Origin of the sequence: Streptomyces sp. TLI_55, assembly GCF_900206255.1 — a bacterium.
GTDB classification, from domain to species: Bacteria; Actinomycetota; Actinomycetes; order Streptomycetales; family Streptomycetaceae; genus Streptomyces; species Streptomyces aquilus.
Genome location: NZ_OAOJ01000001.1, coordinates 3,944,749 through 3,958,635, shown reverse-complemented (window position 1 = coordinate 3,958,635; position 13,887 = coordinate 3,944,749). Strand labels below are relative to the sequence as shown.

Sequence of the window (13,887 nt, the reverse complement as noted above, 5' to 3'; positions counted from 1 at the left end):
CGCGTGCCCTGTGCATTGCCAGGATCAGCTCGTAGGCGACCTGAACGCCGTGGCACCGCCGGACGTACGGGTGGGTGCACCCCCGCCGGCACCGGGAGCACGGGAGCTGACGAGCCCCGCACGCCCCGCCGCGGCACGGCACTGATCGGCGGCCCGCAGGGCGCCGAGGCACCAGAGCACCGACCCGGGCGACGTCCCGGCGGACCGGCCTGCCCGAACCTCCGGGCGTGCCCGGCCGGTTGTGCACCACCTTCAACTCCGCGCACCACAACCCCGACGACCTCGGCGGCGGTGCGCGGCTCGGCGAGGGCTCGGCCCAGGCGCCCGCACCACACCCCCCTCGACACCTGATACGCCGTCATCCCCTCAACGACGAGAAGGACAAGGAACCATCACCGTGTTCGATCGAAGAGCCCTGCTGGCCGGAGTAGCCTCTCTGGCCCTCACCTTGTCCGCCTGCGGCCTGGAGAGCGACGCCTCCGAGGCCGGCTCGGGAAACGAAGCCGAGGGCGCCACCATCGGCGTCGCGATGCCGACCCGGGCCTCCGACCGCTGGCTCACCGACGGCAAGAGCGTCGTCAGCAACCTCAAGGCCAAGGGGTACAAGGCCAAGCTGGTCTACGGCGACGACGACCCGAAGGCCCAGGTCGCCCAGATCGAGAAGCTGATCGAGCAGGGTGTCTCCGCGCTGATCATCGCGGCCATCGACAACAGGTCCCTGAACGGCGTGCTGCAGAAGGCCGCCGACGCGAAGATCCCGGTGATCGCCTACGACCGCCTGATCCTCGGCACCAAGAACGTCGACTACTACGTCTCGTTCGACAACGAGATGGTCGGCCGGATGCAGGCCCACTACATCATCGAGAAGCTCGGTCTGGAGGACGGCAAGAAGGGCCCGTTCACCATCGAGCTGTTCGCCGGTTCTCCCGACGACAACAACACCAAGTACTTCTTCGCGGGTTCGATGGCGCTCCTGCAGCCGTACCTGGACGACAAGCAGCTGGTGGTCCCCTCCGGCCAGACGGAGCTGGACAAGATAACCACCCTGCGCTGGGACGGCCCCACCGCGGAGAAGCGCATGAGCGGGATTCTCGCCAAGTACGGCACCCAACGGCTCGACGCGGTCCTCTCCCCGTACGACGGCATCTCGCGCGGCGTCCTGGCCGCGCTGCACTCGGACGGCTACGGCACCGCCGCGCGGCCCCTCCCGATCGTCACCGGTCAGGACGCCGAACTGGAGTCCGTGAAGTCGATCATCGCGGGCCAGCAGGCGCAGACCGTCTACAAGGACGTCCGCCAGCTCGCCGACGCGGCCGTGACCGTGGTCGACGACATCCTCAACGACCGGATGCCGTGGGTGGACAACTCCGTCGGCTACAAGAACGGCGTCAAGGCCGTCCCCGCCGTCCTCCTCCAGCCGACGAGCGTCGACAAGACCAACTATGACGTCCTCATCAAGGACGACTACTTCACCGAGGACCAGCTGAAGTAACGCCACGACATACGCGTACGACACCGAAGAGCGCCCACGGACATCCGTGAGCGCTCTTCCCGTACGTGCCCCCGGCACGATTCGGGCCTGCGACACCAGCTTCAGGAGTCCTGTGCGACGGCTGTGACCTCTCTCACCGGAACCCGCCCGCACCGAACGTCAGCTCAAGACGTGACCACAGATATGCGAACCCGGGTGCGAAACGGAGATCCGCACGCCTTCGCGGAACTCTTCGACGAGTGCGCCCGCGCGGTGTACAACCACGCCTTCCGGCTGACCGCCGACTGGTCGCTGGCCGAGGACGTGATGTCGACGACCTTCATGGAGGCGTGGCGGCGCCGGACCTCGGTCGACGCCGAAGGCGGCTCGCTGCGGCCGTGGCTGCTGGGCATCGCCACCAACGTCGCCCGCTCCCACCACCGCAGCAACCGCCGCTACCGCAACGCGGCGAGCGCCGCGGCCGCCGCGCACGCCGCCGAGGAACGGGTCGAGGACCACGCCGAGGAGACCGCCGGACGGCTGGACGACCGGCGCCGTATCAACGCCACGCTCGCCGCCCTCAGCCTGCTCAAGCGCCCCGAGCGCGAGGTCCTGACGCTGTGCCTGTGGGAGGGGATGGAGTACGCCGACGCGGCCCGCGCCCTCGGTGTCCCGGTCGGCACCGTCCGCTCCCGCCTCTCCCGCGCCCGCGCCAAGCTGCGCAAGCTCGCCGACGCACAACTGCTCGAAGAAAAACGGGAACCCACCCGCACGAACCGGCAGATAACAGGTGATCGCGGATACGCGGTCCGGTCCGCACAGGAAGGAAACCGATGAACGCCAGCCCCTCCCACCGGCCCCACCCGGCCGAGTGGACGGAGACGCAGAGTCTGCTGCCCTCCGCCGAGCGGGATCTGCCGGCGGGCCGCCACCAGTTCCACAAGGAGCAGATGATGGCCCGGATCCACGAAGACCTCCGCACCTCCTCCCGTACGTCCGCTGCCTCTCCGGTCGCGCCCGTGAAGCGCTCCAACCCGTTCCTGCGCCGTACGGTCCTGCTGCCCGCCGCGGCCTTCGCCCTGGCCGGCGCGGTCGTGGGCGGCCTCGCCCTCACCGGCGGCGGGGCGGACGACGACAAGACCGCCCTGGCCACCGGCCCCGCACTGACCACCAGCATCGGCGTCGCCGACCCCAAGGGCGCCCCCCAGCTCCTCGAACGCATCTCCCTGGCCGCCGCCGACACCTCCGCGCCCGCCCCGCGCGAGGGCCAGTACATCTACATCGCCTCGAAGGTGGCCGACAGCTACATCAAGACCGTCGGCGACAAGAGCGAGGCGGTCAGCGACGAGCTGCACTCCCGGCAGGTCTGGAACTCCCTCGACGGCAGGGACGGCTGGCTGATCGAGGCCGGCGCGACCAGCGACAAAGGCATCACCCTGAAGAGCTCCACCCCGTTCAGCGGCGCCTACAACGCCCTGGCCGAGCTGCCGACCGACCCCGACGCGCTGCTCCGGCGGATCTACCGCGCGTCGGACGCCGTCCGTGACCCCGAAGTCCCGCGCGACCAGGCGGCCTTCGTCGCGATCGGCGATCTGCTGACGGAGAGCTACCCGCCCGCCGAGGTCGGCGCCGCTCTCTACAAGGCCGCGGCCAAGATCCCTGGCGTCGTCGCGGTGAACGACGCGGTCGACGCCACGGGCCGGCACGGGGTCGCGATCGCGCGGGAGAACCCTGCCGACGGCGAGCGCACCGAGTGGATCTTCGACAAGAAGACGCTGCGCTTCCTCGGCGAGCGCGTCGTCGTGGTCAACGCCACGGCGGGCAACCCCCTCAAGGTCGGTACCGTCACGCACACCAGCGCGATCACCGAGCGCGCGGTCGTCGACGCCGCCAAGCAGGTCCCCGGGCAGGTGGGCTGAATGCGCGACAGAACCGCAAGCGCCTCACTGGCCGCCCTGCTGGTGGCGGGGCTGATGACGGGTGCCTCGGTGGCGGCCACGGGCTCCGGCCTCGGCGTACGGACGCAGGACACCGCCACCGTCGCGGCGCCCAGCAGCCAGGCCCTCGGCGCGCGGACCGTCGGCTCCGCCCTTGGCGCGCGGACCGCCGGTTCCGCCTCCGCGGCCGGCCGGTACGTCACCCTCGTCACGGGCGACCGGGTCCGGCTGGACGCCCGGGGCCGGGTGACGGGCGTACGCCGGGCACCGGGCCGTGAGCACGTCCCGGTGTCCGTGCGCGGTGTCGGGGGCGATCAGTACGTCGTGCCCGCCGACGCCGCCGCCCTGATCGGCCAAGGCGTCCTGGACATGCGGCTGTTCGACGTCAGTGGCCTGATACGCGCCGGCTACGACGACACCCGGCGCCGCACGCTCCCGCTGATCGTGTCGTACGAGGGCAGGTCCGCCCAGCGCAGGAGCACCCAGAAGTCACTGGTCGCGGACGCGGACGCCACCGTGCGCCGGGAGCTGCCCAGTGTGGCGGGCGCCGCGATCACCATGCCCAAGGCCGGGGCCGACGCCATGTGGCAGGCCCTCACCGAGGAACAGGGCGTTGCGCGGGTCTGGCTGGACGGCCGGTTCAAGGCGCCGGCGGACGAAGACGGCGCGAAGGCCGGGGAGGCGGGCGGCGGCGTCGCGCAGATCGGCGCCCCGGCCGCCTGGGCGGCCGGATACGACGGCAAGGGCGTCAAGGTCGCCGTCCTGGACACCGGCATCGACACCACACACCCGGACCTCGCCTCGGCGGTGACGGCCTCGAAGAACTTCACCGGCACCGGCAGCACCGACGACATGGCCGGCCACGGCACCCATGTGGCCGCGACGCTGGCGGGCTCGGGCGCACGGTCCGGCGGCCGGTACAAGGGCGTCGCGCCCGGTGCCGGGATCCTCAACGCCAAGGTGCTGGACGACAGCGGCGAGGGCAGCGACTCCAGCGTCATCGCCGGCCTGGAGTGGGCCGCAGGGCAGGGCGCCAAGGTGGCCAACCTCAGCCTGGGCCAGGAGGACACCCCGGGGGAGGACCCGGTCGAGGCGGCGGTGAACGCCCTCTCGAAGAGCACCGGCATGCTCACCGTCGCCGCGGCCGGCAACGAGGGCCCCGACGCGGGAACCGTCGGCTCCCCGGGGGCCGCGGAGTCGGCGCTCACCGTGGGCGCCGTCGACGGCGAGGACCGGCTCGCCGACTTCTCCAGCACCGGCCCGACCGCCGACAGTGCGCTGAAACCGGACCTCACGGCGCCGGGCGTGGCCATCGTCGCGGCGAGGGCGGCGCACGGCCACATGGGCGACCCGGCCGCCGACGGCTATGTCTCCATGTCCGGTACGTCGATGGCGACGCCGCATGTCGCGGGGGCGGCCGCGATCCTCGCCCAGCGGCACCCCGACTGGACCGGCGCACGGATCAAGCAGGCGCTCACCGCGTCCACCACCCCTACCTCCGGCGCGACCGTTTACCAGCAGGGGACGGGCCGGGTCGACGTGTCACGGGCACTGGAGGGGGCGGTGGCGAGCGAACAGACCTCCGTGTCCTTCGGCAAGCAGCGGTGGCCCCACACCGACGACCGGCCGCTCACCCAGCACATCACCTACCGCAACGACGGCGACCACCCCGTCACCCTGGACCTGACGGCCACCGCGACCGGCCCCGGAGGCGGCACGGCCCCCGAAGGCATGTTCACGCTGAGCACCACCCAGCTCACCGTCCCGGCGGGCGGCACCGCCGGCGTCGACCTCACCGCGGACACCCGCGTCGAGGCGGCGGACGGCGCCTACTCGGGCACGCTGGTCGCCATCGCCCGGAACCGTGCCGAACCCGCTGCCGTACGGACCGCCTTCGGCGTCGTACGCGAGGCCGAGGCATACGACCTCACCCTGAAGTTCCTCGACCGCGGCGGCAAGCCCGTGAGCGCTCCGCTGACCGAGATCCTCGGGTACTCGGGCACGTACTGGACCACGAACCTCGCGGACTACGAGCAGATCTCCAAGGGCGTGTACCGGGTGCGGGTCCCGCGCGGCGACTACGTCGTGGACACCGTGTTGGACGACGCCGAGGGCACCTCCGCGCTGGTCCGGCCGCGGCTCTCGCTGACCGGGGACACCACGGTCGTCTTCGACGCCCGCAAGGCGAAGCCGGTCGGGATCACCGCACCGCAGGGCGCGAAGATGTCCGACGGCCAGCTCAACCTCGCCGTGGGCACCGGGGACGCCGGCCGCGCATCACACAACAGCACTCTGTTCTGGGGAACGTTCAAGAACCTGCGCACCGCGACCCTGGGACCGACCGCCCCTCCCGGGAGGCTCAGCACGCAGCTCGGCGGCCTGTGGCAGAAGGGCAGCACCACCTACCACCTGCTCCACAACCTGCCCGACCGCTTCCCCACCGGCTATCGGCACACCACGCGCATGAGCGAACTGGCCTTGCTGAAGCGGAACTTCGGCTCCTCCGTCGCGCATCGCAAGGGCATCGTCAACGTCCTGTGGAGCGGCCCCACCCTGGCGCTGGGCACGGTGAGCGACCCCTTCCCGCTGCCGACGACCGCGAAGATCTACGTCACCACGCCCAAGGGCTTCAAGTGGACGGCCAACCTGGGCCAGCGAAACGCCTCCGGGGACGACGACGTCTTCTACGGCACGGAGAGCGCGAGGTCGTACCAGGCGGGCCGGACCTACGCGGCCACGTACAACGTCGGTGTCTTCAGCCCGATCACCGGCGACCCGTACGGCGCACAGCGCGACGGCGACACCCTGGACCTGTGCGTCCCCGACCTCGCCGACGGGGCCGGGCACCCCGCTTCCTCCACGGCGAAACGCCACACCACGGTCACCGCGGACGGCAGCACCCTGCTCGACAACGACGGCGACCTCTGCCAGACCGTGGAGAAGCTTCCGTCCGTTCCGGCCCGCTACACGATCCGAACGAACCTGACCCGCCCGATGAGCGTGGCCACGACCACGAGCCGCCTGACAGCGGCCTGGACCTTCACGTCCAGCCCCTCCGACTCCGGCTCGCTGCCCCTCTCCACGGTCCGCTTCCACCCGAAGCTGACCCCGACCGGCACGGCCCCCGCAGGCCACCGCACCACGATCCCCCTCTCCCTCCAGGGCCCGGCGGCCACCGCCCTGAAGTCCCTGACGGTGAAGGTCTCCTACGACGCGGGCAAGACCTGGACCCCCGCCCCGGTGACCACAACCCACGGCAAAAGAACCCTCACCCTGACCCACCCGGAAAACGCCCGCTCGGTCTCCCTCAGATCCACCCTGACCGACACCACAGGCAACACCTACACGGTGACGATCCTGAAGGCGTACCTCCTGACCTGACGAGGTCCGGACACTCTCTGAAACGACCAAGGGCCGGCCCGGGAGGGAAACCTCCTGGGCCGGCCCTTCTGTCTGTGCCCCCGGCAGGATTCGAACCTGCGACACCCGCTTTAGGAGTTCGATCCGAGCCCGCTCCAGCTGCTGCCGTCGACTGGTGCGACGGTCGGGCAGAGACGCTGGTGTACGCCTCCGTCCGACGTCGTTGATGTCAGCCGTGGATGTCAGAGGCCTTCTGGCCCATAGCTCTATGTGGCCCGGTCAGCCGGGGTGCGGGGCGCGATGAGTGCCGCGGGAGTCGCTTTCCGGGCGTAGGTGGATGTTGCACTCCGTTGGGCCCTCGTCGCGAACCCGATGCCCAGGCGGCAGACCGAGGGTCGGTCAGCCGCCAGCCACCGTCGTTCCCCGTGGCTCCCCGCTGGATCTGGCACGGGTGTGGCACGGGGAACTTCTGATCCGTAGCTCTGCCAGATCGGCTACCAGGCCCCGAAGCTCAGCGGGCGAGTCCAGCGCCGCTGGATGGTACGGCTCGCAGCAGCCCCGGATGCTCAGCCGGCACGGTCAGTCGACCGGGACAGTCTTGCGGAAGGTCGCGTCGGCCGGCAGGTTGGGGCTGTCCTTGGGTTCGAGCCAGAGCTTGAAGTCCCTATGGCGGAGGTAACGGTCCGGGTAGTTGACGGAGCGGAAGGAGACGACTTCCGGGTCCCCCCCGTCCGCCAGGCCCCGCTCCAGGTAGAACGTGGCGTCCTTCAGGAAGAGATCGTCCAGCCCACCGTTGGGGGCTTGCAGGACGATCTGGAAGTTCTGGTGCCGCAGGTAGTGATCGGGGAAGTTGACAGAGCGCAGGACCACCAGCTGCACGCCGTGCTTGTCCTGGCCTGCGTTTTTTACCTCGAAGGAGAAGTCGCCCTGCTCGCCGTCGGTGTGCTTGGTCAGCAGGCCCACGAAGTCCTTGTGGCGAACATAGTGGTCGGGGAAGTTGAACGACTGGAACTGGAAGACGGGCATGGTCTGGCCTCCAGGTTGGGTTCACAGAGGGGCGGCGGGTTTCTCCGCAGAGCGGATGGTTGGGAGCGAGTACGCGCACGCTGCCGCCCACTCGGGGCGAGGGCCGCATGCGTCGCCAGCCACCGCGCAGATGGGCTGGACCAGCCTGGGCATCTTCGCGGTCACTCACGGTGCATGCTCTGGCGAATCTATGTATGTGATCGGCCGTGCCGTAACCGCCGGTCGGGTGACGTGGTGCTCGCCAGTACGTTTCCCAAGGACACCGACCTGTCGAGGTGGTCTCGCGGCGAGCTCCATGCCGTGGCCCACGCCCTCAAGTGCCGGGCTCCGCAAGACACTGGATGTCTCGCTAGCTGCGACGGGGGTGGACGATCACGCGCCGACGTGTGCTCGGCAGGGCGATCAGTACAGACGCCCCTCAGCCCACCACTCACCCCGGCTCCCATCCCGTCCGCCGTCGACCCACACACCGTGGAGCGGGCGTGGTTCATGGCGTCCAGGTGGAGCGCGCCACTGTACGAACGACCTGGACGCCATGGGCCGCGTCTGCTCGGCTCTGCCTGGGTCGACGGTGGACGGGATGGGAGCACCCCGCGCACGCCCCTACGGACCCGCGGACGGGAACGGCGCCCCCTCCATCCCGGTGCCGGCCGATCCCCCGCCGGAGGCATCGTCTTGACCGTGGGCCGCGCTATGCGGTGATCGCCTCATGGCCTCCGGCCCTATCCACATGTGGGCGCGCGTCGGCGCAGCGCGGGCGGAGCGGGCCGGAGGCAGGAGCGGCGCCCGGCGCGGAGCCGGGAGCGCGCCCGGCGGAGCGGAGCGCAGCCGGGGCTTGATGAAGTAGGGAAAGTTTTATCCCGCTGGGATGAGGCGCTTGCCGTCGTGGCTCCGCACGTGGGGGCCATTGCCGTCCAGGGCATCCAAGAGCCTGATCGCAAAGACCTCGATGAAGTAGGGAAAGTTTTATCCCGCTGGGATGAGGCGCTTGCCGTCGTGGCTCCGCACGTGGGGGCCATTGCCGTCCAGGGCATCCAAGAGCCTGATCGCAAAGACCTCGGACATGCGCTCCGCGACCTCGTCGGGGGTGAGCCATGCGACGGCCGTGGACTCACTCGACGTGCGCTCCGTGCCGCCAGAGGGCTTGCAGCGGAAGACCAGGGCCACGATGCCCCGGGTCGTGTTCTTGTAGACCCCGGTGAGTTCGTCCACCTCGACGTGGATGCCTGTCTCCTCCAGGACCTCGCGGGCGACACCCGTCTCGGGGGTCTCGTCTAGCTCGAGCACGCCGCCCGGCAGCTCCCAAGTCCCATTGTCGGCACGGCGGATCGCCAGGAGGCGGCCGTCTTCGCGCACCACTACTCCGGCGACAGATACGGAGTGCAGCGGCGGTGACTTTGCTTCCTGTGATTGACTCATGTACAGGAGCATAGGAGGCAGAGAAGGACTATGGGAACCGCAGTAGGAGGAGAGAGGTTCGTACCTCGGTACGTACAGATCGCCGACGAGATCGTGCAGCAGATCAGGGCTGGTGTGCTTAAGCCTGGTGAGATGGTGCCGAGTGAGTCGGAGTTGGTCGACCGTTACGGCGTTTCGGGCGGCACGATTCGCAAGGCCATGGTCGAGGTACGCGCGAGCGGGCTCGTCGAGACCAGGCACGGCAAGGGCTCGATCGTGAAGGATCGGCCGCCGGTACGGCACCGCTCCTCCGATCGCTTCCGGCGCTCGCACCGGCAGGGCGGCAAGGCTGCCTACCTGGCCGAGTCTGCGCAGTCCGGCGCCACGGCCAAGGTGAGCGTCCTCTACATCGGGCCGATGGAGGCTCCCGCGGATGCTGCCCAGCGGTTGGGCGTCCCCGCCGGCACTCAGGTCCTCGCTCGGCGGCGGCTCTACTTCCGCAATGGCACGCCGGTCGAGACCGCGACGTCGTACCTCCCGTGGGACGTCGTGAAGGAGATTCCGGAGCTGTTCGCCGAGAACCCCGGCGGCGGTGGCATCTACGCCCGACTCGAAGATCACGGGCACGAGTTCGCAGAGTTCGTCGAGACACTGCAGGCCCGTCCGGCCTCCAAGGCGGAGGCGTCCGAACTGGCGCTGAGCCCCGGTGCGCCGGTGGTTCATCTGATCCGTGAAGCGCGGACGACCGAGGGTCTCGTGGTCGAGGTCTGCGACACGCTCATGGCCGCTGACCAGTTCGTTTTCGAGTACCGGATTCCCGCCGCCGACTGACGCCCGCTCAACTCTCCGCAGCCCGTCGCGAGTTCTTCTTCGCGGCGGGTTGACTCATGTATAGGAGTGAGGCGCTCTTCTTCATGTCACTCATGTACATGAGTGACGGAGTCCAGCCTGTATAGAGGAGTGATCTGCTGTGCGTCAGATTCCCGTCGACACCACCAACGCGACCGTGATGGTCGCCAAGGCTCCGCAGCCGAAGGTCAAGGACCGCCGTACCGGCGAGATCGCCACCGACCAGGACGGCGTCACCCTGATGACGGTGGAGGTCATTTTCTCCACGCCGGATGAGGTGGAGATCCTCAAGCTCACCGTTCCGCAGCCGGGCGTCTCCGAGGACCTGGTTATGGGCACCCCGGTCGCGCTGACCGGCCTGGTCGCATCGGCGTGGGAGAACGAGTTCAACGGCCAGAAGCGGCACGGCATCGCCTTCCGGGCGGTCGCCGTGACCTCGCTCGCCGCCACGGCATCGAAGCCCAAGGCGGCCTGATCATGCCCTGGTTCATGGTCGCGCTGGTGCTGGTCGTCGCCGCTGCGGGTCTCCTGCGGTGGCGGCGCCCCGCCTGGTACTGGCTGACCTTCGGCGTCACCCTCGCCTCGCTGCGCGTCCTGGTCCGGTACGGCTCGGTCATGGACGCGTGCGGGCTGACCGTCTCGCCCTCGCGTTGGCGCCTCACCCTCGCCCGGATGACCAACCGACCTGCGCCGGAGTCCCGTCCGCCGCGCATTCTGCGACTGCGGCCCACACGGACCGGCCTTGTCCTGCGGCTGAAGTTGCGGCCCGGGCAGGACGCCTTCGACATCGCGGCGGCCTCCGACCGGCTTCGTCACTCCTTCTCGATGTACGGCGTCACTTCGCGTGAACTCCGCTCCGGCGTAGTCGAGTTGAGGATGACCGGCTACGACGTCCTCAAGCGAGTGCAGATGCCCACCCAGACCGACACCCGACCGATGCGCGTCCCGGTCGCGCTGCGCGAGGACGGAGCCGTCCACCACCGCGACTACCGGGCAATACCTCACGCGCTCACCCTCGGCGCCACGGAGTCCGGCAAGTCCGTCTACCAGCGCAACCTGGTTGCCGGGCTCGCCCCGATGAATGTCGCCCTGGTCGGCATCGACTGCAAGCAGGGTGTGGAGCTGTTCCCGCTGGCTCGCCGTTTCTCCGCGCTCGCCGACAACCCCGACACCGCCGCCGACCTTCTCGACGCGCTCGTCACGCACATGGAAGACGTCTACCAACTCATCCGCGCCGAACAGCGCATCACCGCCGACGTCTCTGACGCGGAGATCGCCGCCGACATCTGGAGCCTGCCCGCCGACCTGCGCCCGACTCCCATCGTGGTCCTGGTCGACGAGGTTGCCGAACTCGCCCTGTACGCCACCAAGGAAGAGGAGAAGCGCCGGGACCGCATCATCACCGCGCTCGCCCGACTCGCCCAGCTCGGCCGCGCCGCCGGCATCTACCTGGAGATCTGCGGGCAGCGCTTCGGTTCCGAACTCGGCAAGGGCATCACCATGCTCCGCGCCCAGCTCACCGGCCGCACCGCGCACCGCGTCAACGACGAAACGAGTGCCAACATGGCCTTCGGGGACATCGCCCCGGACGCCGTCCTCGCCGCTATCCAGATCCCCGCCGACATGCGCGGCGTCGCCATCGCGGGCGACTCGACCGGCGGCTGGCACCGCATCCGTGCCCCGCACACCTCGCTGCGACAGGCCGTCAACACCTGCAATCGGCACGCCGACCTGACCCCGGATCTGCCTGCCCTGGCCCCGTTCCGGCCCGTCCTCGGCATCGCAAAGCCGGTCCCGACTGCAGCCGTCGAGTCTGCCCCGGCCGCTGCCTGATCCCACCCCTGCTCCACGGTCGGCGCGACCGCCTCGCGCCAGGTTCCTACCCCCTCCATGCCCGAAACGCAGAGAGGAACGACCGATGTCCGCCTCCATGTCCTTCTACGGCGACGCCTCCACCTGGGTCCACCTCCACGACTACGGCACCCGGCGCCTGCCGATCCTGGCCATCGACGGGGACGGCTACGGCTTGACCATCTCGGTCTTCGACAGCCGCCCGATCGCCGATCACCAGGCGTTCGCCGAGAAGCTCGCCCAGGCCTCGGCCGACTACCTCGCCGCCGTCCAGCGCTACGCCGCCGCCCAGCGTCCCGAGACCGAGACGGCGCAGGCGAGGTGAGCCGCATGTGCGACAACTGCGAGGACTTCCACCGCACCGTGATTCTCCTCGGCGCCCTGGCCGTCTACGCCGACACCCTCGGCGCCGATCAGGACTTCGTCGACACCGTCGGCCCGTGCCTGGCCGCGTCGCTGCCGGAGCCCCCGCCCGGCCTGTTCCCGCCCGGTTACGACCCCACCGAGGGCCCCGAATACCCCGGCGAGGAGGGGTTCTGATGGCCCGCCCCGCCATTCGAGTCGACGCGGTCCTCGTCCAGGCCGTCATCGCAGGCGCTCTGTCGTTCGCGCACCTGCACGACCTCGCCGCCGCTGCCGGACAGACCGGCTGGAAGGCCTGGGCCTACCCCGTCTCAGTCGACTTGCTGCTGGTTGCCGCCTGGCGACGCCTCCGCTCCGACGGCCCGTCCCAGCTGGCCTGGTGCTGGTTCCTGATCGCCCTGTTCGCCTCGCTCGGCGCCAACGTCGCCACCGCCGGATTCCTCGACCTGGACCAGCCGCCCGCCCTGCTCCGCCTCGGCGTTGCTGGATGGCCCGCCCTGGCCTTCCTCGGCGGCACGCTCCTCGCCCACTCGGCTGGAGACCGGATGCCGGTTCCGCCGGCGCCCGCAGCCCCCACCCCGGCAACTGACATCGAGCCCGACTCAATCCCCGATTCGGTACCGGAAGCCGAACCGGTCACGGCACCCGAGCAAGCACCGGTCCTGCCCGCCGCCGACGCGATTCCTGTCCCAGCGGCGCCCGTTCCGGCCGCCCTGGTCGACCACGCCCGCAAGGTCGCCGACGACCACCGTTCCCGCACCGGTTCACCGATCGACACGGACACCCTGCGCACCCGCCTCGGCGTTCCGCCGCAGCTCGCTGACGCCATCGCCGCCCAACTCGCCTGACCAGAAAGGAGAACCACCCACCATGCCCGTCCGCGACCACTTCCACTCCGTGATGAGCATCGGCCCGGTGCAGATCGGCACCCACCGCGACCGCCGCGGCCAGACCAAGCACGCGGCCGTGTGCACCGCCGACCGGTGCGGCTGGTCCGCCGACTACACCAGCCAGTCGGCCGCCCAGCTCGCCGCCCGCACCCACCGCTGCAAGGTCCGCTAGGAGGCCAACCGCCATGGACGTCCCGCTCTGGTTCGCCCTGCTCGTCGTCGGCTACCTCGGCGTCAAGCTCATCCGCCCGCCCGCCTGGCTCATCGCCGTCCTGCTGCTCGGCGGCTTCCTCCTCGCCGACAGCGTCCTCGCCCCCGCCATCAACAGCCTCGTCAAGTAACCCACTACAGAAGGGAGTTCACGATGTTCCGTCCGAAGATCCCGACCATGCCGACACCAACCGGTCGCGTCTCCCCGCCCGCCATTGTCGAGCCGACCACCATCGTCCCGAGCACACCGACCCCGCCGCCCGCCCCTGTGGCTCCGGCGCCCTCCCGGCCGGTCGTCCAGCTCACCCCCGGCACCGTGCTCGCCCTCGTCGGCGGCGGCACCGCCGTCGTCCTGGTCGTCGGCGCCGTCCTCGTCTCGCTGCTTCTGGCGGTTGCCATCACCGGCGCCTCGCTCGCCGTGGTCGCCGTCGTCGTCCGCTCGATCCTTGCCAGCGACACCCGACGATGACGGGCCCCCGGAGCGGCCTCAACCGCCAAGTCTCGTCCGCTCCGGGCGCCGTCCCTCCCCCGA

Annotated in this window: 15 protein-coding genes; 13 read left to right on the top strand and 2 right to left on the bottom strand. The window is 70.1% G+C overall.

What is annotated here, in order from left to right:
* Positions 1–397 precede the first annotated feature (397 nt).
* From CRP56_RS18205 to CRP56_RS18190, 4 genes are all read left to right on the top strand, one after another.
* Entirely contained in the window at positions 398–1,492 is a 1,095-nt protein-coding gene (locus tag CRP56_RS18205) for a substrate-binding domain-containing protein (RefSeq protein WP_097265349.1), read from the top strand.
* 171 nt (positions 1,493–1,663) lie between these two features.
* Positions 1,664–2,308, top strand: a complete 645-nt coding sequence (locus CRP56_RS18200) for an RNA polymerase sigma factor (RefSeq protein ID WP_097265342.1) — start codon at positions 1,664–1,666, stop codon at positions 2,306–2,308.
* On the top strand, positions 2,305–3,390 hold the full coding sequence (locus CRP56_RS18195; protein ID WP_097265340.1) for a CU044_5270 family protein: 1,086 nt from the start codon (positions 2,305–2,307) through the stop codon (positions 3,388–3,390). The genes CRP56_RS18200 and CRP56_RS18195 overlap by 4 nt, the downstream gene beginning before the upstream one ends.
* Positions 3,391–6,789 carry a S8 family peptidase gene (locus CRP56_RS18190; RefSeq protein ID WP_097265338.1) on the top strand — a complete coding sequence of 1,133 codons (3,399 nt, stop codon included), beginning with the start codon at positions 3,391–3,393 and terminating at the stop codon, positions 6,787–6,789.
* 558 nt (positions 6,790–7,347) lie between these two features.
* Here CRP56_RS18190 and CRP56_RS18185 read toward each other — a convergent pair.
* Positions 7,348–7,794 carry an AbfB domain-containing protein gene (locus CRP56_RS18185; RefSeq protein ID WP_097265337.1) on the bottom strand — a complete coding sequence of 149 codons (447 nt, stop codon included), beginning with the start codon at positions 7,792–7,794 and terminating at the stop codon, positions 7,348–7,350.
* Between the two features lie 966 nt (positions 7,795–8,760).
* Positions 8,761–9,225 carry an NUDIX hydrolase gene (locus CRP56_RS18175; protein WP_179851050.1) on the bottom strand — a complete coding sequence of 155 codons (465 nt, stop codon included), beginning with the start codon at positions 9,223–9,225 and terminating at the stop codon, positions 8,761–8,763.
* An 18-nt stretch (positions 9,226–9,243) separates the two neighbouring features.
* Here CRP56_RS18175 and CRP56_RS18170 point away from each other — a divergent pair, with 18 nt between their 5' ends.
* The 9 genes from CRP56_RS18170 (at position 9,244) to CRP56_RS18130 (ending at position 13,824) form a co-directional block, all read left to right on the top strand.
* Entirely contained in the window at positions 9,244–10,023 is a 780-nt protein-coding gene (locus tag CRP56_RS18170; RefSeq protein WP_097265333.1) for a GntR family transcriptional regulator, read from the top strand.
* Between the two features lie 139 nt (positions 10,024–10,162).
* On the top strand, positions 10,163–10,516 hold the full coding sequence (locus CRP56_RS18165; protein ID WP_097265332.1) for an SCO3933 family regulatory protein: 354 nt from the start codon (positions 10,163–10,165) through the stop codon (positions 10,514–10,516).
* A gap of 2 nt (positions 10,517–10,518) precedes the next feature.
* Positions 10,519–11,874: an FtsK/SpoIIIE domain-containing protein gene (locus CRP56_RS18160; protein WP_097265331.1), complete on the top strand. Its 1,356-nt coding sequence runs from the start codon at positions 10,519–10,521 to the stop codon at positions 11,872–11,874.
* Positions 11,875–11,959: 85 nt separating this feature from the next.
* Positions 11,960–12,217, top strand: a complete 258-nt coding sequence (locus tag CRP56_RS18155) for a hypothetical protein (protein ID WP_097265330.1) — start codon at positions 11,960–11,962, stop codon at positions 12,215–12,217.
* Positions 12,218–12,222: 5 nt separating this feature from the next.
* Complete coding sequence (locus CRP56_RS18150) at positions 12,223–12,432, top strand: hypothetical protein (protein WP_097265325.1); 210 nt, start codon at positions 12,223–12,225, stop codon at positions 12,430–12,432.
* Entirely contained in the window at positions 12,432–13,103 is a 672-nt protein-coding gene (locus CRP56_RS18145) for a DUF2637 domain-containing protein (protein ID WP_097265324.1), read from the top strand. Before CRP56_RS18150 ends, CRP56_RS18145 begins: the two co-directional genes overlap by 1 nt.
* Before the next feature lie 22 nt (positions 13,104–13,125).
* A complete protein-coding gene (locus tag CRP56_RS18140) occupies positions 13,126–13,317 on the top strand; it encodes a mobile element transfer protein (protein ID WP_097265323.1) in 192 nt (63 codons plus the stop codon).
* Positions 13,318–13,330: 13 nt separating this feature from the next.
* Positions 13,331–13,486: a hypothetical protein gene (locus tag CRP56_RS18135; protein ID WP_097265322.1), complete on the top strand. Its 156-nt coding sequence runs from the start codon at positions 13,331–13,333 to the stop codon at positions 13,484–13,486.
* A gap of 23 nt (positions 13,487–13,509) precedes the next feature.
* Positions 13,510–13,824 carry a SpdD-like protein gene (locus tag CRP56_RS18130; RefSeq protein ID WP_097265321.1) on the top strand — a complete coding sequence of 105 codons (315 nt, stop codon included), beginning with the start codon at positions 13,510–13,512 and terminating at the stop codon, positions 13,822–13,824.
* Positions 13,825–13,887: the final 63 nt, after the last annotated feature.

What these genes read in the sequence shown, in the direction of transcription:
- CRP56_RS18195 (WP_097265340.1), top strand. Translation starts at nt 2,305, where the DNA reads ATGAACGCCAGCCCCTCCCACCGGCCCCACCCGGCCGAGTGGACGGAG.
- CRP56_RS18190 (WP_097265338.1), top strand. Translation starts at nt 3,391, where the DNA reads ATGCGCGACAGAACCGCAAGCGCCTCACTGGCCGCCCTGCTGGTGGCG.
- CRP56_RS18185 (WP_097265337.1), bottom strand. Translation starts at nt 7,794, where the DNA reads ATGCCCGTCTTCCAGTTCCAGTCGTTCAACTTCCCCGACCACTATGTT.
- CRP56_RS18175 (WP_179851050.1), bottom strand. Translation starts at nt 9,225, where the DNA reads ATGCTCCTGTACATGAGTCAATCACAGGAAGCAAAGTCACCGCCGCTG.
- CRP56_RS18170 (WP_097265333.1), top strand. Translation starts at nt 9,244, where the DNA reads ATGGGAACCGCAGTAGGAGGAGAGAGGTTCGTACCTCGGTACGTACAG.
- CRP56_RS18160 (WP_097265331.1), top strand. Translation starts at nt 10,519, where the DNA reads ATGCCCTGGTTCATGGTCGCGCTGGTGCTGGTCGTCGCCGCTGCGGGT.
- CRP56_RS18155 (WP_097265330.1), top strand. Translation starts at nt 11,960, where the DNA reads ATGTCCGCCTCCATGTCCTTCTACGGCGACGCCTCCACCTGGGTCCAC.
- CRP56_RS18150 (WP_097265325.1), top strand. Translation starts at nt 12,223, where the DNA reads ATGTGCGACAACTGCGAGGACTTCCACCGCACCGTGATTCTCCTCGGC.
- CRP56_RS18145 (WP_097265324.1), top strand. Translation starts at nt 12,432, where the DNA reads ATGGCCCGCCCCGCCATTCGAGTCGACGCGGTCCTCGTCCAGGCCGTC.
- CRP56_RS18140 (WP_097265323.1), top strand. Translation starts at nt 13,126, where the DNA reads ATGCCCGTCCGCGACCACTTCCACTCCGTGATGAGCATCGGCCCGGTG.
- CRP56_RS18135 (WP_097265322.1), top strand. Translation starts at nt 13,331, where the DNA reads ATGGACGTCCCGCTCTGGTTCGCCCTGCTCGTCGTCGGCTACCTCGGC.
- CRP56_RS18130 (WP_097265321.1), top strand. Translation starts at nt 13,510, where the DNA reads ATGTTCCGTCCGAAGATCCCGACCATGCCGACACCAACCGGTCGCGTC.